Below are 24989 nucleotides of genomic sequence, written 5' to 3' on the forward strand. Positions count from 1 at the left end.
GCGCAGCGGGAGCGCCATCAGCGCGAGCGCCAACGCCGAACCGACCAGGGCGGCTTGGCGGACCGGCGCCCGCCGGATCACCCTCCCGGCCAGCACCAGCATGGCCGCGAACTCGACCGGGAGCCACGACAGCACCAACCCCTGCGGTCCGGGATGGACGGCGTCCGCGACGAGCGAGAGCCCCGCGACCAGGCCGGCCGCCAGGACGGGGGCGACCGGGCCCAGCGGGCGGCGCAGGATCGCGGTCGCCATCGCCGCGACGGCGACGACGGCCCCGGTCCACGCACTCGGTGGGGCGATCGCCGCCGGGGCCGCGACCACTGCCGTCGCCGCCGCACACACCGCGCGGCGGCGACGCGTGTCAGGCATCAGTTCGGTCTGCACGGGCCGAGCCTACGCACGACGGAGGAACGGTGCGCCCCCCAGCACATGACGGATCGTCAGGCATCTGCCGTTCGGCAGAGCAGCACTGGTCGATCGACTCCCCGAAGAGCCGCAGGGGGCACCGACTTGACCGGCCCAGGGTGGGTCCTTGACCTTTCCGAGGTCGGCCACGGCATTGAGTTCGGTCCGCGGAGTCCACCGTTCCGGGGCGGTGCGTGAAAAGGCGTCAAGACCTCCCGGCTCGCCATATGGATTCCGTATGGAGTCGCGAGACGGAGGATTCCGGAACCTACGATCCATCCTTGCCGACCAGAAAGATGAATCCGATATGAAACCCCTGTCCCGCCTCAAACGCGCCCTGGCCTGCGGGATCGCCGCAGTCGCCATGGTCTCCGGCCTGACCGCACAGGCCCAGGCCGCGCCGGAGCCGCCCCTCCACGCGGACAAGACCTGTGGAACCCCGGCCTCGCCGGGCGGCGGCAACTGCATGACCGCGCTGATCAGCTCCGCCTTCGACACGATCAGGCTCATGCGCAACGCCGCCAACCTCAACAAGCTGGACAACGCGGAGTTCACCCAGAGCACCGCGTCGAAGTTGAGCGCGAAGTTTCCCGGGTTCAACGTCATGGTGTTCAAGACCGTGGGCACCGACCTGTACGACACCGAGTGGTTCAAGAACGAGTACAAGTCCGACATGAAGGGGGTGTTGATCGACACCACCTACAAGCTCAACCATTTCATGGACAAGGAGAAGAAGGAGCCCTCCGGCTACGACATATTCCGGATCTGGGTTTTCCAGGGGGACTCGACCCTCCGCAACCGCGGCGACGGCGGGTACATGAACTGGGCGTTCATCGGCAACGACGGCGACACCGTCAAGAAGGAGCCGTGGACCTGCCGGGCGGGCACCGCGCGGCCCTACAAGTGCGACGGCGACGTGCGCAGCATCCACTTCCCCGCGCGGTCCGGCTACGGCACCAGGACCGGCAGCCTGACCCCCGACTCCAGCCCCGGCTACCACGCCTGCCTGGACGTCAACGGCAACGGCAACGCGAACGGCACCCCCGTGCAGATGTGGGAGTGCAACGGCAGCGACGCCCAGAAGTGGACCTACAACGGGTACAAGCTCCAGGCGGCCAACGGCAAGTGCCTCGACCTGGAGGCCAACAAGACCGCGAACGGGACCAAGCTCCAGGTCTGGGACTGCCTGGAGATCCCCGGCCAGCGCTGGAACATGTCGGCCAGCGGCGGTTTCCGGCACATGACGGACATGGACGACCGGTCCAAGGACGTCTGCATCGACGACTTCAACGGCCGGACCTCCAACGGCAGCACGGTGGCGGCCTGGGCCTGCGGCTCCGAGGACCGGCGTGACGCGCCCAACCAGAACTGGGCCTGGGGCGGCACCCCGCCGACCACCAACCCACCCACGCCCGGCGGAGGCGGCGGCAACAATGGCGCCGACGTGTACCTGAAGCTCGACAACGGCCTGGGCGCCGTCCCGGTCAGCGGCTCCGCCGGCGCGCCGGTCGTCCCCGGCCTCCGGGGTGGCAACGAGTCCAAGTGGAAGCTCACCTCGGTCGGCGGCGGTCGCTACCGGATCACCAGCTCGTACGGGCTGGAACTCACCGAGAACGGCAACTACATGGCTGAACTCCAGCCGTGGAGCAACTCCTCCCAGCAGAAGTGGGAGCTCGTCGGAGTCGGCAACGGCAAGTACCAGATCCGGATCTCCGACGACGACTGCCTCGCCCACGACGCGGACTTCAAGCAGCTCGGCGTGTGGACGTGCAAGTCGGGCTGGCAGCAGGCGTGGGTGCTGGAGTCCACCTCCGGCGGCGTGATCACCCCGACCGACCCGACCACCCCGACGAAGCCGGACCCGAAGCCCAAGCCGGACCCGAAGCCGGACACCAAGCCGACCGTCCCGACCGAGCGCCCGCTGTTCCTGAAGCTCTCCAACGGCCTGGGCGCGTCGGCCCCCACCGAGACCTCGACCTGGGGTGCGCCGATCGTGGGCGGGATCCTGGGGTACAAGGGGTCCACCTGGACGATCAAGCCGCTGGGCGGGGACCGCTACCGGATCGTCAACGACCTCGGGTACAACCTCACCGAGAACCCCGACACCTACGTCGCCGAGCAGCAGGCGTGGGGCGGCACCTCCAACCAGAAGTGGCAGTTCGTCGGCCTCGGCAACGGCAAGTACCGGGTCCAGATCGACGACGACAACTGCCTCACCCACGACTCCGACTTCAAGCAGCTCGGGGTGTGGAGCTGCGAGGGCGGCTGGAAGCAGGAGTGGACCTTCCAGCTCCTCTGACCGGCCGCACCAGGCCGCAGTCACGACGAAGGACGAAGGACGAAGGACGAAGGACGAAGAACGAAGGGCGCCAGCCGTACGGTTGGCGCCCTTCGGCCGTTCTCAGCCGACGCCCCGCCCGGAGGCGGAGTGGTAGCGCAGGCCGTCCATCAGGAGGTCGAGGAGGCGTTCCATCCGGGCGTGGTGCTCGGGGGTCGTCGCGGCCATGGACAGGCCGCTGAGGCTGAACAGCACGTCCTCCGGTTCGACGTCGGCGCGCAGCACGCCCGACTCGGCCCCGGCCCGCAGGAGTTGCGTGATCGCGGCGGTCAGCATCGCCCGGCTGTGCGAGAAGGGGTTCCCGCCGGAGGCTATGAGCGCGCGCAGCGCGTCGGACATCCCGCGCTTGGTGGTCATGTAGCGGACGAAGCCGTCCATCCAGGCGCGCAATGCGGCGTCGGGTTCCGTGCCGTCCAGCAGCTCCGCGGCGGAGTCGCACAGCTTGGCGAGTTCGCTGCGGTAGGCCGCGTCGACGAGTTCCTCGCGGGTGGCGAAGTGCCGGTAGAGGGTGCCGATGCCCACGCCGGCCTCCTTGGCGATCGCTCCGAGCGTCGCGTCCGGTCCGTCCTGGGCGAAGGCCCGTGCGGCCACTTCGATCAGTCGGTCGCGGTTGCGGCGCGCGTCGGCGCGCAGCGGCCGGGGGTCGGCGGTGGTCACGGCTGGTCCTCCTCGGGTTGCAAGCGGAGGATCCTCCGCTTAACCTGGAGACATGCGGAGGGCCCTCCGGTTTCCACTCTACCGGCCGCACCCTCCCGCGCACCCCAGCTCCGGTCACCCAACCAGACGGGAACGATCATGAACGCCAGCGCCCCGCGCCTCACCACCCCCTTCGGCGCCGAGTCCACCGCCGCCGAGGTCATCTGCGGCGTCGACCTGACCGGCCGCCGCGCCGTCGTCACCGGCGGCGCCTCCGGCATCGGCGTCGAGACCGCACGCGCCCTCGCCTCGGCGGGCGCGCAGGTCACCCTCGCGGTCCGCAACCTCGACGCCGGCGCCCGCACCGCCGAGGACATCACCGCGACCACCGGCAACAAGAACCTCCGGGTCGCGCCGCTGGACCTGGCCGACCAGGCCTCCGTCGCCGCGTTCGTCGCCGCCTGGGACGGGCCCCTGCACATCCTGGTCAACAACGCCGGCGTGATGGCCTCGCCCGAGCTCCGCACGCCGGAGGGCTGGGAGCTCCAGTTCGCCACCAACCACCTCGGGCACTTCGCGCTGGCCACCGGCCTGCACGCGGCCCTGGCCCGGGACGGCGGCGCCCGCGTGGTGGCCGTCAGCTCCAGCGCCCACCACCGCTCCCCCGTCGTCTTCGAGGACATCCACTTCCGCGAGCGCGCCTACGAGCCCTGGTCCGCCTACGGCCAGTCCAAGACCGCCAACGTCCTGTTCGCGGTCGAGGCCGCCAAGCGCTGGGCGGCGGACGGCATCACCGTCAACGCCCTGATGCCCGGCGGCATCCGCACCGCCCTCCAGCGCCACGTCTCCGAGGAGGAGCTCGACCGGCTGCGCGCCCAGGCCGCCAACGGCGCGGAACTGCTGTGGAAGACCACCGAGCAGGGCGCGGCGACGTCCGTCCTGCTCGCGGCCTCGCCGCTGCTGGCGGGCGTCAGCGGCCGCTACTTCGAGGACTGCAACGAAGCCGTCCGCGGCGAGCTCAGCGCCCGCAGCGGCGTCTCCGAGTACGCCCTCGACCCCGAGGCGGCCGCCCTGCTCTGGCAGGTCTCGCGCGACACCCTGGGCAGCCGCGACTGACGGCCCGCAGCAGAACGCCCCGCTCCCCCGGCGAGCCTGGGGGAAGCGGGGCGCGGGGCGGGCCCGTTACCTGCGCGGCCCGGCCAGGGCGTAGACCCCGGCGCCGGTCACCAGCAGGGCCACCGCGGTCCAGGTCGACGCCTCCGTGCCAGGGGGGTAGGACATCCAACCGAACGCCTTCCCCACGGTGTTGGGCGGCAGCGGCGGGGAGAGGACGGCGAACGCGAGCCAAGCGGTCGGCAGGGTCCAGGCGAGGTGCGCCCCGCACAGCACCGCCCCGAGCGCGGCCAGGCCGGCCAGGCCCGCGGTGTCCCGGACGACGACCTCGGTGGGGGCGAACCTCGGCCCCACCGCCTGGACCGCCAGCAGCGCCGCACCCGTGACCAAGCCGATCAGCAGCGCGTGCGCCGCCCGGCGGGGCGCCCACCGGATCGCGGCCGTCCTGTCCAGTGCGGCGTCCTGCCCGCCGAGCCCGACGGAGCCGGCCGCCACGCTCGCGGCGAGCACGAAGTACACGATCGGGTTGATCGCGTCCGCGTCCATCCCATCCGTGCCGCCGCCCCGGTTGAAGGCCCACACCACCAGCGCGGTGAGCGCGACTGCGGCGGCCGACGTGGACACCTGCCGTGAACGCGCGTACAGCATCAGCCACCTCATCGCGACGCTCCCCCGGCCAGCTTCGGAACCTGCTTGTACCCCTCGCAGGAGAGCGCGGCGGCGTGCAGCTCGACGATCCGCGAGCGCTGCTCGGCCGGCGGCAGCGCCATCAGCTTCTGCCACGCGAGGTCGGCCTCGGCCCAGGTTTCGAGCGCGTACCGGCTGGTGCCCTTCTCCTGCAGCGGTTGGAGCTGGGTGTCGTGGAGGGCCCAGCTCACGGCGATGCTCTGGGCGGGGATGTCGTGGCTCCCCCCGCCCTCCTTGTCGTTGTCCGGGTAGCAGCTCGGCGCCAGGCCCCTGGCGATCAGCGCGCGGGTCAGCTTGTCACCCTTCGCATCGGCGAGCATCCGGTCGTTGAAGTCGACCAGCAGCACGTCTGCGGAGAGTTCGCGTGGCGCGGCGAGCTCGTGCAGCGCGGTGTCCTCCCGCACCGAGGTCGGCGCCTTGTCGCCCAAGGCGTCGTGCAGCACGGGCATCGCCTCCTTGCTGCGCTGCGCGAGCTCGGCGAGGTGTGAACGGCTCGCCTGCGTCACGCACACCGGCCCGTCGCACACCAGCGCCGCGGCGGCCTTGTCGACGACGTAGGTGTCGCGCGCGGCGGCCGGGAGCACCAGCAGGGCCAGGCCCAGGCCGGCCAGGACGGGAGTCACCGCGAGCAACCGCGCCCGGCGGGTCACGGCCGCCAGCAGCGCGAAGCCGGTGGCGAGCAGGCCGAGCAGCCAGAGCGTCTGGCCGAGGTGGACGGAGCCGGACAGGGTCAGCAGCATCTGCCGCGGCTCCACGGTCGCCGGGGACAGCTGGGCGAACCGGTTCGACACCCTGCCCGTCGGCACCGCCGCTTCGTTGTTCATGCGCAGGAACAGGCCCGTCCCCACGAAGACGATCACCACCAGGGCCGGCGGCGTGAGGGTGGAGGGCAGCGCCCGCGCGACGCCCATGCCGAACACGGCGCCCGCGACCAGGGACAGTGCCGCCACCAGCGAGATCGGCAGCCAGCCGAGGGATGCGTAGGTGGTCGGACCGGCCGCCACCTGGACTCCGCCCACCAGAACCAGCAGACCGAAGCCCACCGCCAGCGCGAGCCCGATCGCACCGGCCGGCAGCGCCGCACGGCGCCAGGCCGGCAGTGGCGTGGTCGTCAGCAGCTCGGTCATCCGCGAGCGGGATTCGCGCAGCCCGTACACCGCCCCGATGCCGATCACGAACGGCCACCAGAAGGCCAGCAGGGACCGGGTCCACATGGCCATGGTGCTCCACTGGGCCGTCCACCCCGCAGTGCCGTGCCACCAGAGCGCGTCGAACGGGAAGAAGACCGCCAGGCTGCCGGCCAGCACGACGATGCCGGCCCACGGGGCGGCGGAGCGCCTCAGCTCCGTCCGCAGCACACGTCCGTTCACCAGGCGCTCCCCTGCTGGCCGGAGTTGCGGAGCAGCGCCGAGTAGCCGCGCTCCAGGGGGCTGTCGCCCGGGTGGTCGGCGCTGCCGGCGGCACCGAGCTCGTCCGGCGTGCCCTGGAAGACGAGGCGGCCGTCGGCGAACAGCACCACGTCGGAGCAGGCGGCCGCGACGTCCTCGACCAGGTGGGTGGAGACGACCACGCAGGTGTCGCGGCCCAGGTCCTGCAGCAGTTCGCGGAAGCGCAGCCGCTGCGCCGGGTCCAGGCCGGCCGTCGGCTCGTCCAGCAGCAGCACCGCGGGGGAGTTGACGATGGCCTGGGCGATGCCGGCCCGCCGCACCATGCCGCCGGACAGGGTCTTCATCCGGTGGTCGGCGCGGTCCGCCAGGCCCACCCGTTCCACGGCCCGCTGGACGGCCCCGGGGATGTCCGCCTTCGGCACCTCCTTCAACCAGGCCATGTACTCGACGAACTCGCGCACCGTGAAGCGCTTGTAGTAGCCGAAGTCCTGCGGCAGGTAGCCGATCTGGCGGCGCAGGGCCCGGTGGTCGCCCACCCTGCCCCCCAGGGAGGTGCCGAGCATCTCCAGTTCGCCCTCGGTGGGGCGCAGCACGGTGGCCAGCGTCCGGATCAGGGTGGTCTTGCCCGCTCCATTGGGCCCGAGAAGCCCGTGGGCGCCGATGCCCAGGGAGAGGTCGAGCCCGTCGACGGCCATCTTGCTCCGTCCGACGCGTACCCTCAGGCCGCTGGCCCGGATCTCCCAGGCGTAGGTCTTCGGCGCGGTGTCGGCCGCGCTCGCCGTATACGTCATGCGATGGTCCCTTTCCAGGGTGGACATGGGTTTCACAGCGTTGAGTACGCGTCCCTGCGGGTGATCACGGCGCAGACGCCGAGCGCGAGGAGCAGCCCCCACACGGGCAACTGGTCGCGGTGCAGGGCGAGTTCGAGGACTGCGGGGATGCGGCCGGTGACGAACGTGGGCACCACGACGGCAGCGCCCCACGCGGCCACCAGCCCCACGGCGGCGCGGGTCACGCCGACCACGCTGCCCAGCGCCAGGGCGGTGGAGGTGAAGGCCAGGGAGGGCAGCAGCCACTGCGCGGCCGTCGTGTTCCCGGTCAGCCATCCCCCCAGCAGGAGCCCGGGCACGACCACCACGAGGACCGCGGTGGTGCGCCTGAGCAGCAGGGCCAGGCCGGCCCGGGCGGTCGAGGCGGTCAGTTCGTGCGCCGGGTCCAGACCGCGCGACCACGATGCGGCGACACCGCACAGCGGCAGCACGGGCGCGATCAGCGCCACCATCGAGGAGCCGCCGAAGACCTTCGCCGGCGCGGCCACGTCCAGCAGCATCGCCATCAGGGTGACGACGGCGGTCATCGCCAGCCACGGGGTCATGGCCGGTGTCAGCCAGGCCGACACCCACGTCGGGCGGTGCCGCCTCCGGGGCGCCCCGACGGCCGCGTCCAACTGCGCGTCCAGACCGGCCCGGACGGTGTCGACGAGCGCGGCGACGCCGGGCGCCTCGGTGGCCACGGAGGCCGCCAGCAGGCTCCGGCACGGCGCGCACGTCTCCAGGTGGGCCTCCAGTGCCCACACCGTGTCCGCGGCCATCGCCGTGTCACCACGCGCGTAGTCGTCGATCAGCCGCCTCGACGCGTGTTCCGCGTTCATGCCAGCGCCTCCCGCATCGCGATCCGGGCCCGGCGGGCACGGGTCTTGACCGTGCCTTCGGGCAGTCTGAGCAGGACGGCGGTCTCCCGGACGGAGAGCCCGTCGAGCACCGTCGCCTGCAGTACGTCTCGGAGTTCCGGCGCCAGCCGCCGCAGGGCGTCGCCCACGTCGCCGCCGACGGTCCCGGCGAGCGCCTCCTCCTCCGCCGCGGGCACCACGGCCCGCTCGGCGGCGGCGACCGGCGGTTCGGCGTGGTGGGCACGGCGCCGGAAGGCGTCGACGAGGCGGCGCGCCGCGATCGTCCACAGCCACCCGACGGCCGTCCCGCCGACGGCGCTCCCGGCGAACGCGCCGGCCGCGCGCCACACCGCCAGATAGGTCTCCTGCATGACCTCGGCGACGATCTGCTCGTCCGCGCAGCGACGGCGCAACCGCACCGCCAGCCACGGCGACGTGCGCCGGTACAGCTCGTCGAACGCCGCGCGGTCACTTCTGGCGATCAGCCGGACGAGGCGTTCCTCGTCCAGCTCGTCCAGTGCTCTCCTGCGTGATCTCACACCAGCCAGACGCCCGCGACCGCGCGCAGGTTCTGCATTCGACGTGACCTGCGTCACATGAAAGCAGCGCAGGAAGTCGGCCTACCCGACTTCCTGCGCTGCGGCGACCTCGACGCCCGGATCAGGCACCTGCGGTGGCTAGGTCCTGTCCGGTCGATCTTGGCGGATCAGCCTGCGGCGTTGGGCGCCCGGCTGGGCGTGCGCCCGGATCGCCCTCGTACTGGGCCGTACTTGGGCGATTCGGGCGTGCGTCCAGGCGGGATGCCCGGCGTCGCAGGCCCGGCAAGATCGGCCGGACAGGACCTAGCACCCCGCCGCCCTACCGGTCCTCGGCCGTCCGCGCCAGCAGCGCGATCTCGGCCGCCACCGCCTCCGGCTCGGCCGCGACGGTGATGTCGAACACCGGCAGCATGTCCCGAACCGGCCTGGCCGACACGAGGACCACCCGGTACCGGCCCGCTCGCACTCCCCGATCGCCACCGGCGCTCCAACCTCCCGAAAACCGCTTGCCGGGCGGACGACGGCCCCCGTACCGTCGCCCGGCGTGACCCCGACCCTGCGTACCGATCGCCTGCTGCTCGACCCGTACGTCCTCGCGGACGAAGAGGACTTCGTGACGCTGTTCCAGGACCGGGAGGTGTCCCGGTGGATGGGCGACGGCCCGCAGTCCGAAGCCGAGGACCGGGCCCTGTTCGGCCGCATCTTCACCCAGGTGTACGCCTCGAACCGGTTCGACGTCTGGGCCGTCCGGCAGGGCGGCCGCCTCGTCGGGCACGCCGAGATCAAGCCCACCACCGTGGTCGAGGGCTTCGAGATCGCCTACGCGCTGGCCCCGGAGGCGTGGGGCCGCGGCCTGGGCACCGAACTGGCGGCCGCGATCGTCGACTACGGCTTCACCGCCCTGGGGCTGGCCGAGGTGCACGCGACGGTCGCCGACGCCAACCTCGCTTCGCTGGCATTGCTGGGCAGGATCGGCTTCCGGCACGTCCGCGACATCACGGAGGACGACGGCAGCACGACCCGCCTGCTCACCCGGGGCCGCGCCGATGCCGCCGGGGCCGCCTCGCCGTAGCCGTCCCGCCGAAGCAGGAAGGCCGGAGCGAACGCTCCCCCGATCGGGGGAGGCCCCCCATGAGCTGCGCCGCAATACTGGTGATCATGATCAGGGGAATCCGGCCGCTGCTGCGCGGCTCCACGTACTCGGGTGTGCTGTTCGCCTTCTTCGGCGCGCTGGCGAGCCTGCCGCTACTGCCGTTCGCGATGCTGCCGATGATGGCCTGGCCGGCCGGCCCCTACCTCGCACGGGCGGTGCTCACCCTGCTGTTCTGGGCGGCGCTGCTCGCCGTGGTCGGGCTGGCCCGCACCACCCGGCGGGTGCTGATCGGCGGCGTCCGCCGGCTGCTGAGGGTGCCGCTGCCGGATCCGGTGTCCGGCGCCCGGGCGGCGGACACCTCCGGCTCCGACCGTTGGCGCACCCCGCTGTGGCTGGTGCTGCACGTGGCGCTGGGCTGGGCGGGCGGCTTGGTGAGCCTCGTGCTGCTCGGCGCGGCCGTGGCCCTGCCGGGCGGCTGGGTCTCCGGTGATGCCCGGCTGAGCTGGCCCGGCCGGTCGGTGCAGCTGACGGGCGTCTGGAGCTGGGTGGTGGCGGCGGTCTGCCTGCTGCTGGCGCCGGTGGTGTGCGCGGCGGTGGCGGGCGCGCTGCGCGGTCTGGCCCCGAAGCTGCTGGGTCCGTCGGCGGCCGAGCGGCTGGCGCTGGCGGCGGAGCGGGAGCGCCGGCTGGCCGAACGCAACCGGCTGGCCCACGAGTTGCACGACTCGATCGGGCACACCCTGACGGCGGCCACGATCCAGGCGGCGGTGGCGGGTGAGGTGCTCTCCGCCGACCCGGTGGCGGCGCGGGCCGCCATGCGCAGCATCGAGGAGTCGACCCGGGCCGCTCTGGAGGACCTGGACTACGTGCTGGGCGCGCTGCGCGAGGAGGAGTCGGGGGCGGCCCCGGCCCGGACCTTGGCCGACCTGCCCGAGCTGCTGGAACGGTTGCGGCACGCCGGCGCGGTGGTGGAGCCGGAGCTGTCCGGCGAGCTGGCGCAGGTGCAGGGGACGCTCTCCCGGGCGGCGTACCGGATCCTCCAGGAGGGGCTGACGAACGCGCTGCGGCACGGAGCGGGCGGCCCGATCGAGGTCCGGGTGGCGGCCGGGCCGGACACCCTGGAGCTCAGCGTGGCCAACCGGACCGGGGCGGGCCCGCGCCAGGGCGCCTTCCCGACCTCCGGCCACGGCCTGCCGGGTCTGGCCGAGCGGGTCCGGCTGCTGCACGGCGAGATCGAGGCCGGGCCGGACGGGCCCCAGGCCTGGCGGCTGGCCGTCCGGCTGCCCGTACGGTTGTCGGCATGACCGGCCCAGATCCCACCGCCGCCGCGCCCGACGCCCCGAGCAACGCCACCGGCACCCCCGTCACCCTCCTGATCGCGGACGACGACGAGGTGACCCGCAGCGGCCTGCGCACCCTGCTCGCGGCGCAGCCGGGGATCACGGTGGTCGGGGAGGCGGCCGACGGCGTCGACGCGGTCGAGCAGGCGCAGCGGCTGCGGCCGGACGTGGTCCTGATGGACGTACGGATGCCGCGCCGCAACGGGATCGAGGCCACCCGGCAGCTGCTGGCCGAGTCGGCCGCGCCGCCGAAGGTCGTGGTGATCACCACCTTCGAGAACGACGGCTACGTCACCGCCGCGCTCAGCGCGGGGGCGAGCGGGTTCGTGCTGAAGCGGCTTCCGGTGCGGCAGATCGCGGAGGCGGTGCGGGTGGCGGCGGCCGGGGAGGCGATCCTCTTCCCGGCGGCGCTGCGCCGGATGGTCTCCGCCCGCCCGCTGGACTCCGCCGAGGCGTTGCCCCGGGCGGCGTTGACGGTGCGGGAGGAGGAGGTGCTGCGGTCGATGGCCACGGGCCAGTCCAACCCGGAGATCGCGGAGTCGCTCAGGGTGAGTCTGGAGACGGTGAAGACGCACGTCGGGAACGTGCTGACCAAGCTCGGCGCGCAGAACCGGACCCACGCCGTGGTGATCGCGTACGAGTCCGGCCTGGTGGTGCCGGGGCTCGCCGGCTGACCCGGCCCGCCCCGGCACCCGCCCTCGGTCAGGAATCCAGCTCGCCGAGGAAGTCCAGCGCGATGGCCCAGGCCCGCTCCGCCGCCTCGGCGTCGTAGTCGGCCAGCTCGGTGTCGGTGAACAGGTGCCCGGCGCCCCGGTAGCGGTGCACCTCGACGTCGGCCCCGGCCCGCCGCATCCCCAGGTACCAGGCGTTCAGCCAGTCCTCGGTCTCGAACGGGTCCGGCTCGGCGACGTGCAGCTGCACCGGGATCTCGGTGGCCGCGTCCTCGCGCAGGTCGGAGGTGCCGTGCAGGAGCAGCAGGCCGCGGGCCTTGTCGTCGGCGAGGGCGAGGTTCTGCGCGAGCGAGCCGCCGAGCGAGAAGCCCGCGTAGACCAGGCCGCCGTCGGACAGCGGAGCGGCGGCGGTGACGGCCCGGCGCAGCAGTTCCTCGCTGCCGCCGACCTCCTCCTGGTACGCCAGTCCGGCCTCGATGTCGTCGAAGGTCCGCCCGTCGTACAGGTCCGGGGTGTGCACGGTGTGCCCGGCGGCGCGCAGCCGGTCGGCGGCGGCGTGGACGGCGGAGCGCAGCCCGAGGGCGGAGTGGAAGAGGACGATCTGGGCCACGGTCGGGGTCCTTCGGCAGCTGAGGGCGGGTACTCCCCCATGATCCCGCATGATCCGGCGACCCGACTTCCCCGGCCCGCCGGCCCCGGCCTCCCCCGCTCGCCCACCCCAGGCAACCACACCCGCCCGCTCCACGACGGATCGTCAGGTCACCTGATTTACCTACACTTTACTAGCGGGTAACCTTCCGGACGTGAACGATCTTGTCCATGACATGACCCCTGCCCACCCGCGCCGCCGCCAGGTCCTGAAGGCCGGCGCGCTGGCCGCCGGCGCGACCGCCGCCCTCCCGATCGCCCTCCCCACCCCCGCCGAAGCCGCCGAGCCGGCCCAGGCCACCCAGACCGCCCAGGCCGCCGGAGCCGCCCAACCCGCGCAGGCCCCCGAAGCCGCCCCCCGCTTCCTGCACGGCATAGCCTCCGGCGACCCCCTCCCCGACGGCGTCCTGCTCTGGACCAGGGTGACGCCCCGCCCCGAGGCCCTCCCCGGCTCGGGCCTCGGCCCCGACACCGAGGTCCGCTGGGAGCTGGCCGCCGACCAGGCCTTCACCCGCGTCGTCGCGAGCGGCACGGTGACCGCCACCGCCGCCGCCGACCACACCGTCAAGGCCGACGTCCGCGGCCTGACCCCGGACACCCCCTACTGGTACCGCTTCACCGCCACCACTGGTACCGGTACCGGCAGCGCCGTCTCCCCCACCGGCCGCACCCGCACCACCCCCGCCACCGACGCCGCCCTCTCCCGGCTGCGGTTCGGCGTCGCCTCCTGCGCCAACTGGGAGGGCGGCTACTTCTCCGCCTACCGCCACCTCGCCGCCCGCGGCGACCTGGACGCCTTCCTCTTCCTCGGCGACTACATCTACGAGTACAAGACCGGCGAGTTCTGCGCCCGCGGCACGGTCGTGCGCCCGCACGCCCCCACCCACGAGATCCTCACCCTCGCCGACTACCGCACCCGGCACGGCCAGTACAAGACCGACGACGACCTCCAGGACCTGCACGCCAAGCTCCCGACCATCGCGATCTGGGACGACCACGAGTTCGCCAACGACGCCTGGTCCGGCGGCGCCGAGAACCACACCCCGGGCACCGAGGGCGCCTGGGCCGACCGGATGGCCGCCGCCAAGCAGGCCTACTTCGAGTGGATGCCGGTCCGGCCCTCGATCGCCGGCACCACCTACCGCCGCCTGCGCTACGGCAAGCTCGCCGACCTGCACCTGATGGACCAGCGCTCGTTCCGCTCCCAGCAGGCGAAGACGGGCAGCGGCGCCGTCGACTCGGCCGACCGCACCCTCACCGGCCGCGCCCAACTGGACTGGCTCAAGGCCGGGTTGTCCGCCTCCGACACCACCTGGCGACTGATCGGCAACGAGGTGATGATCTCCCCGGTCGCCTTCCTCTCGCTGCCCGACTACCTGCTGCGCCCGCTGGCCAAGCTGCTCGGCCTGCCCGGCGAGGGCGTGGCGGTCAACCCCGACCAGTGGGACGGCTACACCCACGACCGCCGCGAGCTGCTCGGCCACCTCAAGACGAACGGCATCACCAACACCGTCTTCCTGACCGGCGACATCCACTCCGCCTGGGCCGCCGACGTCCCGAACGAGGCCGCCACCTACCCGCTGTCCGGCAGTGTCGCCACCGAGTTCGTGGTCACCTCGGTGACCTCCGACAACGTCGACGACCTGCTGAAGGTCGCCCCGCAGACCGTCTCGCTGGCGGCCGGCACCGCGATCAAGGCGGCCAACCCACACGTCAAGTGGGTCGACCTGGACTCGCACGGCTACGGGGTCCTGGACATCACCCCCGAGCAGACCCAGATGGACTACTACGTCCTCTCCGACCGCACCCGCAAGGACGCGACCAGCAGCTGGACCCGCTCCTACCGCACCCGCACCGGCACCCAGCGGATCGAGCGCGCGAACGCCCCGATCGCCTGACCCCAGCCCTGACCCCCGCCCTGCGCCCCACCCCGGTCACCCACCCCGGGCCCGCCGCACCCCGGGCCCGCCGCACCCCCGCGGCGGGCCCGCAGCACAACGGCCCTACGACACCACGTCCTTGCGCGCGAACCCCCGGAACGCCAGCGCGAGCAGCACCGCCGCGTACGACAGCGACAGCGAGACGCCCTGCACCATGCCGCCCCACTCCAACTGCGGCTGCAGGGCGTCCGCCCAGGCGTACTGCCAGTGCGCGGGCAGCCACTCCCGCAGGCCCCCCAGCGCCGTGACGGCGTCCAGCACCCCGGTGATGATCGACGCGAACACCGCCCCGCCGACGGCGCCCAGCGGCGCGTCCGTCGCCGTGGAGAGCCAGAACGCCAGCGCGGCGATCACGATCTCGGCGAGGAACACGTACGCCGCCGCGACGGCCAGCCGGGGCAGCGCCTCCCCGGCCGAAAGGCTGGCCCCGGTGGGCAGCTTGAGGTCCCCCCAGCCGTACGCGGCGGTGCCGACGACCAGCCCGATCAGCGGCAGCATCGCCACCGCCACCGCCGAGAACGCCAGCCCGACCGCGAACTTGCGGGCCAGCAGCCGGGCCCGGGGCACCGGCGCGGCCAGCAGGTAGCGCAGCGAGGACCAGCTCGCCTCGGAGGCGACCGTGTCGCCGCAGAACAGCGCCACCGGGATGACCAGCAGGAAGCCGGTGCCCACGAACAGCATGGTGGCGGCGAAGTTGGGCCCGGACGCGGTGGCCAGGTCGATGAAGGTGGTCCGGTCGGGGCGGCTCGGGGTGCCGCCGATCTGGAACGCGGCCAGCATCACGAACGGCAGGGCGGCCAGCACCGCACCGATCACCAGGGTGCGGCGCCGCCGCAGTTGGCGCATCGCCTCCACCCGCAGCGGCAGCGTCCGGCCCGCCCGGTACCCCTCGGCGTGGTCCGCCGACACGACGCCGCTCACGCCATCACCCACCTCGCTGCTCACCTCACTGCTCACGCCACCGTTCGCACCCCTGCTCACGCCGCACCTCCGATCAACGACAGGAACGCGTCCTCCAGCCGCCGCTGCGGCCCGGCGCTCTCCACCGGCACGCCGAGGCGCACCAGTTCGGCCAGCAGTTCGTGCGCCGCCAGCCCGTCCAGGCGCACCAGCAGCCCGCCCTCGACGGCCTCCGCCGAGCCGACCCCGGCCAGCGCGCCGACCTTCTCGACGACCGACCCGGGCTCGTACCCGGCGGGCACCCCGAGGAACAGCAGCTCGCCCGCGCCGACGATCTCGCCGACGGCGCCGGTGGTGATCAGCCGCCCGCGGTCCATCACCACCAGGTCCGTGCAGCTCTGCTCGACCTCGGCGAGCAGGTGGCTGGAGACGATGACGGTACGGCCGGCGGCGGCGTACCGGATCATCACCTCGCGCATCTCGCGGATCTGCGGCGGGTCGAGCCCGTTGGTCGGCTCGTCGAGGATCAGCAGGTCCGGCATCCCGAGCATGGCCTGGGCGATGGCGAGCCGCTGCCGCATGCCCTGCGAGTAGGTCCGCACGGCGCGGTCGAGCGCCTCGCCGAGACCGGCGATGGCCAGCGCCTCGTCGAAGCGGGCGTCCTCCTCCGGCCGGCCGGTGGCCTGCCAGTACAGCCGCAGGTTGGCCCGGCCGGTGAGGTGCGGCAGGAAGCCCGCGCCCTCGACGAAGGCGCCGACCCGGGAGAGCACCGACGCACCGGGGCGCACCAGGTGGCCGAAGATCCGGATCTCGCCCGCGTCGGGCCGGATCAGGCCCATCAGCATCCGCAGCGTGGTGGTCTTGCCGGCGCCGTTGGGCCCGAGCAGGCCGAGCACCTGCCCCTGCTCCACCCGGAAGCCCAACTCCCGTACGGCGTAACGGTCCTGGGCGCCCTTGTAGCGCTTGCTCAGGCCGGTGATCTGCAACGGCACCCCGGCCAGCGCCGGGTCGTACGCCGGCCCGTCGCCCGCCCCCCGCCGACGGCGGCGCAGCAGCCGGGGCGACAGCACCAGGCCCAGCGCCACCACGACGGCCGCCAGCGGCAGCAGCCAGGTGCGCGCGGGCAGCGGCGTGGCCTCGGTGACGAGTTCGTCGTCGGTCGGCACGGTGAGCGCCCCGGCCGGCGCGACCCGGTAGGTGGCGGGCTCGACGGGCGAGGCGTACGCGAGGTCGGTGGCGGCCAGGACGAGCCGCAGCCGGTGCCCGGCGGCGAAGGTGTGGTCGACGGCGGGCAGCGCGACCGTGACGGTGCGGCCCGCGTCGGCGCCGGTGACCCGCAGCGGGGCGGCGAGCTGCTGCGGGAGCACGGCCTTGCCGTCCGGGCCCACGTCGTACAGCTTGGCGAAGAGCACCGCGTCCGGCCGGTCGGCGTGCACCTGGACGGGCACGGTGGGCTGCCCGGTCAGGTGCAGCGGCTGGCCCAGCGGCGCGGAGTCGAAGGCGGCGTGCTGGCCGGGGAAGTCGAGCGACAGCCCGGCGCCGAGCGAGGCGGCCTGGCTGAGCGCCCCGATCCCGGGCAGCGTCGAGATCCCGGGCGGGGCGCCGCCGGGCGGGTTGGCGATGGTCTGCTCGCCGCCGGCCAGTTCGACGCCGTGGGAGCCGGTTCCGCCCAGGCCCGGGTAGCGGTCGGCGGAGGCGCCGCGCAGCACGGCCTGGAAGCCGGTGGAGTCGACGCCCCCGGTGCGGGTGACCCGGAACGCGGGGCCGGTGTCGTCGCCCTGCCCCTTCAGGTAGTGGTCGAACCAGGCGGTCACCCGGTCGTCGACCCGGGCGCTGGTGTCGGTGCCGCCGTCGTGCCCGCCGGCGAACCAGTCCACCGAGACGGGCGCCCCGTTGGCCGCGACGGCCCGGGCGATCCGGTCGCCCTGGTCGAGCGGGAACAGCGAGTCCTGCTGGCCCTGCACGACCAGGGTGGGCGCCTTGAGCTGCGCGGCCACCGAGGACGGGCTGGAGCGGTCCAGCAGTGCGACGGCCTCCGGGTCGGCGTGCCCGGCGGTGGCGACCCGGTCGTACATCTGGCAGAGCGACTCCAGGAACCGCCCGCAGCCGACCGGCCCGCCCGCGGCGTCGCCGCCCTGCCCGGAACCGCCCTGCCCCGGCCCGGCCCCGCCGCCGCGCGGCGCGCCGCCGGAGGGGCCGAGGTCGCCGGCCGCGCCGGTGGTGAAGAAGATCCCGGCCCAGAGCTTCTTGAACACGCCGTCGACGGCGCCCGAGCCCTGCACGCCCTGCGGGAACAGCGCGTCGGCCAGGTTCCACCAGGTGATCTGGGTGGCCACCGCGTCGATCCGGTGGTCGTACGCGGAGGCCAGCAGCGAGACGGCGCCGCCGTACGAGGCGCCGGTGATGCCGACCCGGGGGTCGCCGGGCCCGTCGAGCTGCACCTCGGGCCGCTGGGCCAGCCAGTCCACCAGGTGCTTGACGTCCTCGACCTCGCGGTCGGGCGCGTTGAGGCCGATCTTCCCGCCCGAGTGCCCGAAGCCGCGCGCCGACCAGGTCAGCACCGCGTACCCCTGTCGAGCCAGCTGCTGGGCGCGTTCGCGTTCGCCGTCCTTGGACCCGCCGAAGCCGTGCGCGAGCAGGACCGCCGGGCGCGGGGTGGTGCCGGTGGTGAAGAAGGAGGTGTCCACCTGGACCTGCTGGTCACTGCCGGGGGTCTCCGGCATGGCGAGGAAACGGTCCTCCTGATGGACCGCCGGCTCACCGCCGGACGCCACCGTCGCCGTACCGACCCCGGCCACCACCACCAGGGCCACCGCACCGGCCACCACCCTGCGCCGCACCGTCGTACCCCGGCTGCGCCACCGGCGCCACGCCCCACCGAACTCCATGGGGGCTGATCGTATCCGCCCCCCGGGTAGGCGTCCGATAAGGCCACCGCCGAAGCCGACGCTTGCGCCCCGTTCACCCCGTTGCGTCCGGGTACCGCACGGGAAAACGGAGATCCCCGCACCCCGTCAGGGGCACGGGGATCCGCACGACCGGGCCCGAAGCCCTACAGCACCCGCGTCATCGTCCGATGCGGTATCCCCGCGGACTCGTACACCGGGCCCTCGGCCGTGTACCCCAGCCGCTCGTAGAACCCCAGCGCCCCCACCTGCGCGTGCAGTTCCACCTCGACGGCCCCGCGGTCGAGCCCGGCCGCCTCGATCGCCCGCACCAGCTGGGCCCCGAGCCCGGTCCCCCGGGCCGCCGACACCACCGCGAGGCGTCCGAGCAGCACCCGGCCCTCGACACCCCCGGTGAGCTTCAGCGCCTGCTCCCCGAAGATCAGCCGTGCGGTCCCGAGCGCGGTCCCGTCCGCCGCCACGGCCAGCAGGTGCACCGAGGTCGCGTCGTACTCGTCGTACTCCAGTTCCTCCGGCACGTGCTGCTCGACGATGAACACCTCGCGCCGCACGTCCCGCACCAGAGTCAGGTCCGCGGCGCCCGCCGCGGTCCGGATGGCCGCCGTCATCTCAGCTCTCCGACGAGATGATGTCGAGCGCCTTGCGCAGGTCGGGCGAGTACTCGCTGGAGAACTCGACCCACTGCCCGTCCGCCGGGTGCTCGAAGCCGAGCGACACGGCGTGCAGCCACTGCCGGGTCAGCCCGAGCCGCTTGGCCAGCGTCGGGTCGGCGCCGTAGGTCAGGTCGCCCACGCAGGGGTGGCGCAGCGCGGACATGTGGACCCGGATCTGGTGGGTGCGCCCGGTCTCCAGCTTGATGTCGAGCAGCGAGGCCGAGCGGTAGGCCTCGACCAGGTCGTAGTGGGTGACGGACGGCTTGCCGTCCTTGGTCACGGCCCACTTCCAGTCCGAGCTGGGGTGCCGTCCGATCGGCGCGTCCACGGTGCCGCTCAGCGGGTCCGGGTGCCCCTGCACGAGGGCGTGGTAGCGCTTCTCGGTGATCCGGTCGTGGAACTGCCGCTTGAGGTCGGTGTACGCGCGCTCGGACTTGGCGACGACCATCAGCCCGGAGGTGCCGACGTCGAGCCGGTGCACGACGCCCTGGCGCTCGGCGGCGCCGGAGGTGGAGATCCGGTAGCCGGCCGCGGCGAGCCCGCCGATGACGGTGGTGCCGGTCCAGCCGGGGCTGGGGTGCGCGGCGACGCCGACCGGCTTGTCGACGAGCACGATGTCCTCGTCGTCGTGGACGATCCGCATGCCCTCGACCGGCTCGGCGATGATCCGCACGGGGGCGGCGGGGGCGGGGATCTCGACCTCCAGCCAGGAACCGGCGGTCACCCGGTCCGACTTTCCGGCCACGGCGCCGTCGAGCGTCACCTTGCCGTCGGCGGCCAACTCGGCGGCCTTCGTCCGGGAGAAACCGAACATCCGGGCGAGGGCGGCGTCGAGGCGCTCGCCCTCCAGGCCGTCGGGTACGGGGAGGCTGCGGATCTGCGCTGCGGTACTCACCCGTACGAGTATGCCGGAACCGCGGCCCTCCGCCGCCCGCCCGACCGCCCGGGGCCCCTGCTACTCGGTCTTGCCGCCCTGCTGGTGGACGGTGCCGTCCGGGTTGCTGCCCCGGAAGGAGAGCAGCACGACGAGGATTCCGCCGCAGACGATCGCCGAGTCGGCGAGGTTGAAGACCGCGAAGTGCTGGACGGAGATGAAGTCGACGACGTGCCCGCGGAAGACGCCCGGCGAGCGGAACAGCCGGTCGGTGAGGTTGCCCAGGGCCCCGCCGAGCAGCAGCCCGAGCGCGATCGCCCAGGGCAGGCTGTACAGCCGGCGGGCGATCCGCCAGATCACCACGATGACGGCCGAGGCGATCATCGTGAAGACGACGGTCAGCGCCTGCCCCATGCCGAAGGCGGCGCCGGAGTTGCGGATGACCTGGAAGGTGACGACGTCCCCGATCACCTTGATCGCCGCGTGGTTCTCCAGCCGGGCCACGACCAGCAGCTTGCTGCCGAAGTCGATCAGGAAGGCGAGCAGCGCGACGACCATCAGCACGCCGATCCGCCGACGGCCCTTCGGCGCCTCCGCCGCGGCCGGGGCGGTCGCCTCGGCGGGCTCGGCAGGCTCCGCGGGCTCGGTGGGCTCGGCCACGGCCACCTCCACGGCTTCGGCGGGGGTCGGGACGGCGTCGTCCCGCGTCTGGGGGGAACCTTGCGTACTGATGATCCGCTCCGCTGCCGATGGAGCTCCCCCGGTTGGAGGTGGGGGAGGGTGGGCCCATGGTCGCCGTACCGGACACCTCCGAACCGGACGTGTCCCAAGGATTCAGGCGACGTTACGGGGTCGAGCGTACGGCAAGCCCGACCCCCTGCGCCGCCCCGGTCGGCCGCGTCAGCGGCGTTCCTGCTTGGCCTTGCACTGCACGCAGAGCGTGGCCCGGGGGAAGGCCTGCATCCGGGCCTTTCCGATGGCCTGCCCGCAGGACTCGCAGGTGCCGAAGCCGACGCCCTCCAGCCTGGTCAGGGCCCGCTCGGTCTGGGCGAGGCTGTCCCGGGCGTTGTTGGCGAGCGCGAGTTCGCTCTCCCGCGAGATGTTCTTCGTACCGGCGTCCACCTGGTCGTCACCGGCTCCGTCGTTGGAGTCACGCATCAGGCCGGAGATGGCCGCTTCGGCGGCGTCGATCTCGTTCTGCAGCCGCTCCAGCTCGCTGATGAGCTCGGTGTGCAGCTCGTGGACCTCGTCGGTGGTCCACGGGTCCTCGCCGGGCCGGACCGGCAGCGTGGCCGGGTCCACCGACTCGGCGCCGCGCGGCACGGTGACGGTGTCGGTGCTGCTCTTCTGCCGTGCGGTAGTGGTCACGGTCCCCTCCCCTGGATCGGCCGCCACGGCCTTGCGTGCCCGCTTGGTGGCGGTACCCGCGCCGGTTGCCTTCTCAGCCATGGCTTCGACCCCATCTACGAACGAATCGAGCCGCCGGTTCCCGGCGGCCTCCAGTGCCGGAACGATAATCCCTATCAAAACCGGTCACAACATGACATTCCGACGCCCCATGATGATCCCACCCAGGCAGCCGCCCCAGCCGCCACGCCCCGCGCGCTGACCAGACTTGTGCCCAGATCACCCCCGCCTAACCACCACCGCCGCCGGCCCCGGAGCGCCCCGGCCGTCCACCGCGGGGAAAAACGATTTGGACAAACCGACTCACCCGGCCGATACACTGGCCCTGCAAGGCGCAGATGGGACGAGTACCGACGTACGCAGCCACCAGCGACCCGGGGACGGTGCGAGCCCGGGGGTGTGCACGGCGGGAAGATCACCCCGGAGCCGCCGGAAGAACGGCCGCCCGCCACCGCGCGGGCCGGCCCACTAGACCCGGCAGCAAGCCCAAACAAGAGGGCCGCAGCAGCACCGCGGCCAAGGAGGGTGGTACCGCGGGGCGGCTCGCCGTCTCGTCCCTCCGTCGGATCCCGTTCACATCCGCCGGAGGTATGACGCCCGCGATGAGCACCTACAACTCCGTCCCCGCACAGGTGGACCTGCCCGCCCTCGAACACCAGATCCTGTCGTTCTGGCAGGACAACAAGATCTTCCAGCGCAGCCTGGAGCAGTCCGAGGGCCGCCCCGAGTGGGTCTTCTACGAGGGCCCGCCGACCGCCAACGGCATGCCCGGCGCCCACCACATCGAGGCCCGCGTCTTCAAGGACGTCTTCCCCCGCTTCCGGACGATGAAGGGCTACCACGTCGCCCGCAAGGCCGGCTGGGACTGCCACGGCCTCCCGGTCGAGCTCGCCGTCGAGAAGGAGCTGGGCTTCTCCGGCAAGCAGGACATCGAGGCGTACGGCATCGCCGAGTTCAACGCCAAGTGCCGCGAGTCGGTGACCCGCCACACCGACGCCTTCACCGAGCTGACCACCCGCATGGGGTACTGGGTCGACCTCGACGAGGCCTACCGGACGATGGACCCGTCGTACGTCCAGTCCGTCTGGTGGTCGCTCAAGCAGATCTTCGACAAGGGCCTGCTGGTCCAGGACCACCGGGTCGCCCCCTGGTGCCCGCGCTGCGGCACCGGCCTGTCCGACCACGAGCTGGCCCAGGGCTACGAGACCGTCGTCGACCCCTCGGTCTTCGTCCGCTTCCCGCTGACCAGCGGCCCGCTGGCCGGCCGGGCCGCGCTGCTGGTCTGGACCACCACCCCGTGGACCCTGGTCTCCAACACCGCCGCCGCCGTCCACCCGGAGGTCACCTACGTGGTGGCCACCGACGGCGAGGAGAAGCTGGTCGTCGCCGAGCCGCTGCTCGCCAAGGCCCTCGGCGAGGGCTGGGAGGCCACCGGCGAGTCCTTCACCGGCGCCGAGATGGAGCGCTGGGCCTACCGCCGCCCGTTCGACCTGGTCGAGATCGAGAACGCGCACTACGTCCTCAACGCGGACTACGTCACCACCGAGGACGGCACCGGCATCGTCCACCAGTCGCCCGCCTTCGGCGCGGACGACCTCGCGACCTGCCGCAAGTACGGCCTGCCGGTGGTCAACCCGGTCCTCGCCGACGGCACCTTCGCCCCCGAGGTCCCGCTGGTCGGCGGCCAGTTCTTCAAGAAGGCCGACGAGGCCCTGGTCGCGGACCTCAAGGAGCGCGGCCTGCTCTTCCGCCACCTCCCGTACGAGCACAGCTACCCGCACTGCTGGCGCTGCCACACCGCGCTGCTCTACTACGCGCAGCCGTCCTGGTACATCCGCACCACCGCGGTCAAGGACGCCCTGATCCGGGAGAACGAGGCCACCAACTGGTACCCGGAGACCGTCAAGCACGGCCGCTTCGGCGACTGGCTGAACAACAACATCGACTGGGCGCTCAGCCGTAACCGCTACTGGGGCACCCCGCTGCCGATCTGGCGCTGCGAGGAGGGCCACCTCACCTGCGTCGGCTCGCTGGCCGAGCTCTCCGAGCTCACCGGCACCGACCAGAGCGAGCTCGACCCGCACCGCCCGTACATCGACGACGTGACCTTCGCCTGCCGCGAGTGCGGCGGCGCCTCGACCCGGGTCCCCGAGGTCATCGACGCCTGGTACGACTCGGGCTCGATGCCCTTCGCCCAGTACGGCTACCCGTACCAGAACAAGGAGCTGTTCGAGAAGCGCTACCCGGCGCAGTTCATCTCCGAGGCGATCGACCAGACCCGTGGCTGGTTCTACACGCTGATGGCGGTCGGCACCCTGGTGTTCGACAAGAACAGCTACGAGAACGTCGTCTGCCTGGGCCACATCCTGGCCGAGGACGGCCGCAAGATGTCCAAGCACCTGGGCAACATCCTGCAGCCGATCCCGCTGATGGACCAGCACGGCGCCGACGCCGTCCGCTGGTTCATGGCCGCCGGCGGTTCGCCCTGGTCGGCCCGCCGGGTCGGCCACGGCACCATCCAGGAGGTGGTCCGCAAGACCCTCCTCACCTACTGGAACACCGTCGCCTTCCAGGCCCTGTACGCCCGCACCGCCGGCTGGTCCCCCTCGGCCGCCGATCCGGCCCCGGCCGACCGCCCGCAGCTGGACCGCTGGGTGCTCTCCGAACTGAACACCCTGGTCCGCGAGGTCGACGCCGCCTTCGAGGCGTACGACACCCAGCGCGCCGGCAAGCTGCTGTCCGGCTTCGTCGACGACCTGTCCAACTGGTACGTCCGCCGCGGCCGCCGCCGCTTCTGGCAGGGCGACGCGGCCGCGCTCGCCACCCTGCACGAGGCGCTGGAGACGGTCACCCGCCTGATGGCCCCGATGACCCCGTTCATCACCGAGCAGGTCTGGCAGGACCTGGTCGTCCCGGTCGCCGCGGACGCCCCGGCCTCGGTCCACCTGGCCACCTGGCCGCAGGCGGACGAGTCGCTGATCGACGCCGACCTCTCCCGGCACATGGCGCTGGTCCGCCGCCTGGTGGAGCTCGGCCGGGCCACCCGCGCCGAGTCCGGCGTGAAGACCCGTCAGCCGCTGTCCCGCGCGCTGATCGCCGCCCAGGGCTGGGACGAGCTGCCCGCCGACCTGCGCGCGCAGATCGCCGAGGAGCTCAACGTCTCCACCCTGGAGTCGCTCGCCGAGGTCGGCGGCTCGCTCGTCGACACCAGCGCCAAGGCCAACTTCCGCGCCCTGGGCAAGCGGTTCGGCAAGGGCGTGCAGGACGTCGCCAAGGCGGTCGCCGCCACCGACGCCGCCCGCCTGGCCGCCGAACTGCGCGCCGACGGCGAGACCTCGGTCGAGCTGAACGGCGAGCAGGTCGCCCTCTCCCCGGACGAGGTGATCATCACCGAGACCCCGCGCGAGGGCTGGGCCGTCGCCAACGAGTCCGGCGCCACCGTCGCCCTCGACCTGGCCATCACCCCGGAGCTCAAGCGGCTCGGCGTCGCCCGCGACGCCATCCGCCAGATCCAGGAGGCCCGCAAGAACTCCGGCCTCGACGTCGCCGACCGGATCGTCCTGCGCTGGCGGGCCACCACCGAGGAGACCGCCGAGGCCATCGCCGAGCACGGCCCCCTCGTCGCCGAGGAGGTCCTGGCCACCGACTTCGCCGCCGGCACGGCCGACTGGGACTCCGAGACCTTCGCCGACGAAGCCCTCGGCCTCGCCTTCCAGCTCCGCAAGGCCTGACCGACTCCGAAGCCGCCGTCACCCCGCCCGGGGCGACGGCGGCTTCGCCGTACC

At 73.0% G+C, this 24989-nt stretch carries 20 protein-coding genes and 1 pseudogene; 7 read left to right on the top strand and 14 right to left on the bottom strand.

All coding sequences use genetic code 11. The features are described from left to right. Positions 1–369: pseudogene (locus ACFVX9_RS08875) on the bottom strand (two-component sensor histidine kinase); the annotation flags it as partial. A 343-nt stretch (positions 370–712) separates the two neighbouring features. Between ACFVX9_RS08875 and ACFVX9_RS08880 the strand changes: the two are divergent. Beyond that, positions 713–2704 carry a ricin-type beta-trefoil lectin domain protein gene (locus ACFVX9_RS08880; RefSeq protein WP_387981094.1) on the top strand — a complete coding sequence of 664 codons (1992 nt, stop codon included), beginning with the start codon at positions 713–715 and terminating at the stop codon, positions 2702–2704. A 102-nt stretch (positions 2705–2806) separates the two neighbouring features. On the opposite strand, the gene ACFVX9_RS08885 is transcribed toward ACFVX9_RS08880, so the two are convergent. Further along, positions 2807–3400 carry a TetR/AcrR family transcriptional regulator gene (locus tag ACFVX9_RS08885; protein ID WP_387981096.1) on the bottom strand — a complete coding sequence of 198 codons (594 nt, stop codon included), beginning with the start codon at positions 3398–3400 and terminating at the stop codon, positions 2807–2809. Between the two features lie 138 nt (positions 3401–3538). Between ACFVX9_RS08885 and ACFVX9_RS08890 the strand changes: the two genes are divergently transcribed. After that, positions 3539–4495: an SDR family NAD(P)-dependent oxidoreductase gene (locus tag ACFVX9_RS08890; RefSeq protein ID WP_387981098.1), complete on the top strand. Its 957-nt coding sequence runs from the start codon at positions 3539–3541 to the stop codon at positions 4493–4495. Positions 4496–4561: 66 nt separating this feature from the next. Here the strand turns inward: ACFVX9_RS08890 and ACFVX9_RS08895 are convergent, their stop codons facing one another. Genes ACFVX9_RS08895 through ACFVX9_RS08915 form a run of 5 tightly spaced genes read right to left on the bottom strand, consistent with a single transcriptional unit; the run spans position 4562 to position 8775 of the window. After that, the gene (locus ACFVX9_RS08895; protein ID WP_387981100.1) at positions 4562–5152 is read right to left on the bottom strand and encodes a hypothetical protein; all 591 of its coding nucleotides are present in this window, start codon (positions 5150–5152) and stop codon (positions 4562–4564) included. Continuing rightward, positions 5149–6549 (bottom strand): hypothetical protein, encoded by a 1401-nt coding sequence (locus ACFVX9_RS08900; RefSeq protein ID WP_387981101.1) that lies wholly within the window; start codon positions 6547–6549, stop codon positions 5149–5151. Before ACFVX9_RS08900 ends, ACFVX9_RS08895 begins: the two co-directional genes overlap by 4 nt. Next, positions 6546–7358 carry an ABC transporter ATP-binding protein gene (locus ACFVX9_RS08905; protein WP_380372115.1) on the bottom strand — a complete coding sequence of 271 codons (813 nt, stop codon included), beginning with the start codon at positions 7356–7358 and terminating at the stop codon, positions 6546–6548. The genes ACFVX9_RS08900 and ACFVX9_RS08905 overlap by 4 nt, the downstream gene beginning before the upstream one ends. Positions 7359–7390: 32 nt before the next feature. Beyond that, complete coding sequence (locus ACFVX9_RS08910) at positions 7391–8218, bottom strand: zf-HC2 domain-containing protein (protein ID WP_387981102.1); 828 nt, start codon at positions 8216–8218, stop codon at positions 7391–7393. Continuing rightward, the gene (locus ACFVX9_RS08915; protein ID WP_063347220.1) at positions 8215–8775 is read right to left on the bottom strand and encodes an RNA polymerase sigma factor; all 561 of its coding nucleotides are present in this window, start codon (positions 8773–8775) and stop codon (positions 8215–8217) included. Before ACFVX9_RS08915 ends, ACFVX9_RS08910 begins: the two co-directional genes overlap by 4 nt. A gap of 544 nt (positions 8776–9319) precedes the next feature. On the opposite strand from ACFVX9_RS08915, the gene ACFVX9_RS08920 reads away from it, so the two are divergent. From ACFVX9_RS08920 to ACFVX9_RS08930, 3 genes are read left to right on the top strand one after another with little or no spacing between them, the layout of a single operon-like run. After that, positions 9320–9847, top strand: coding sequence for a GNAT family N-acetyltransferase (locus tag ACFVX9_RS08920; protein WP_387981103.1), 528 nt, complete (start codon positions 9320–9322; stop codon positions 9845–9847). 59 nt (positions 9848–9906) lie between these two features. Continuing rightward, positions 9907–11169 carry a sensor histidine kinase gene (locus ACFVX9_RS08925; RefSeq protein ID WP_387981104.1) on the top strand — a complete coding sequence of 421 codons (1263 nt, stop codon included), beginning with the start codon at positions 9907–9909 and terminating at the stop codon, positions 11167–11169. Next, positions 11166–11879, top strand: a complete 714-nt coding sequence (locus ACFVX9_RS08930) for a response regulator (RefSeq protein WP_387981105.1) — start codon at positions 11166–11168, stop codon at positions 11877–11879. The genes ACFVX9_RS08925 and ACFVX9_RS08930 overlap by 4 nt, the downstream gene beginning before the upstream one ends. Before the next feature lie 28 nt (positions 11880–11907). On the opposite strand, the gene ACFVX9_RS08935 is transcribed toward ACFVX9_RS08930, so the two are convergent. Beyond that, entirely contained in the window at positions 11908–12537 is a 630-nt protein-coding gene (locus ACFVX9_RS08935; RefSeq protein ID WP_063347223.1) for a dienelactone hydrolase family protein, read from the bottom strand. A 163-nt stretch (positions 12538–12700) separates the two neighbouring features. Here ACFVX9_RS08935 and ACFVX9_RS08940 point away from each other — a divergent pair, with 163 nt between their 5' ends. Then, the gene (locus ACFVX9_RS08940; RefSeq protein ID WP_387981141.1) at positions 12701–14422 is read left to right on the top strand and encodes an alkaline phosphatase D family protein; all 1722 of its coding nucleotides are present in this window, start codon (positions 12701–12703) and stop codon (positions 14420–14422) included. A gap of 105 nt (positions 14423–14527) precedes the next feature. On the opposite strand, the gene ACFVX9_RS08945 is transcribed toward ACFVX9_RS08940, so the two are convergent. The 6 genes from ACFVX9_RS08945 to ACFVX9_RS08970 form a co-directional block, all read right to left on the bottom strand. After that, positions 14528–15385: an ABC transporter permease subunit gene (locus tag ACFVX9_RS08945; protein WP_363368425.1), complete on the bottom strand. Its 858-nt coding sequence runs from the start codon at positions 15383–15385 to the stop codon at positions 14528–14530. A gap of 56 nt (positions 15386–15441) precedes the next feature. Then, positions 15442–18252 carry an alpha/beta fold hydrolase gene (locus ACFVX9_RS08950; RefSeq protein ID WP_387981106.1) on the bottom strand — a complete coding sequence of 937 codons (2811 nt, stop codon included), beginning with the start codon at positions 18250–18252 and terminating at the stop codon, positions 15442–15444. Between the two features lie 164 nt (positions 18253–18416). Further along, complete coding sequence (locus ACFVX9_RS08955) at positions 18417–18878, bottom strand: GNAT family N-acetyltransferase (protein WP_063347227.1); 462 nt, start codon at positions 18876–18878, stop codon at positions 18417–18419. Between the two features lies 1 nt (position 18879). After that, a complete protein-coding gene (locus tag ACFVX9_RS08960; protein ID WP_063347228.1) occupies positions 18880–19818 on the bottom strand; it encodes an RluA family pseudouridine synthase in 939 nt (312 codons plus the stop codon). 60 nt (positions 19819–19878) lie between these two features. Continuing rightward, entirely contained in the window at positions 19879–20532 is a 654-nt protein-coding gene (gene lspA, locus ACFVX9_RS08965) for a signal peptidase II (RefSeq protein ID WP_079135530.1), read from the bottom strand. A 165-nt stretch (positions 20533–20697) separates the two neighbouring features. Beyond that, positions 20698–21165: a TraR/DksA family transcriptional regulator gene (locus ACFVX9_RS08970; RefSeq protein ID WP_244293330.1), complete on the bottom strand. Its 468-nt coding sequence runs from the start codon at positions 21163–21165 to the stop codon at positions 20698–20700. A 641-nt stretch (positions 21166–21806) separates the two neighbouring features. Here ACFVX9_RS08970 and ileS point away from each other — a divergent pair. Continuing rightward, positions 21807–24935 carry an isoleucine--tRNA ligase gene (ileS, locus tag ACFVX9_RS08975; RefSeq protein WP_380372137.1) on the top strand — a complete coding sequence of 1043 codons (3129 nt, stop codon included), beginning with the start codon at positions 21807–21809 and terminating at the stop codon, positions 24933–24935. The last annotated feature ends 54 nt before the right edge of the window (positions 24936–24989 follow it).

Origin of the sequence: Kitasatospora sp. NPDC058243, assembly GCF_042882025.1 — a bacterium.
In the GTDB taxonomy this organism is placed as follows: Bacteria; Actinomycetota; Actinomycetes; order Streptomycetales; family Streptomycetaceae; genus Kitasatospora.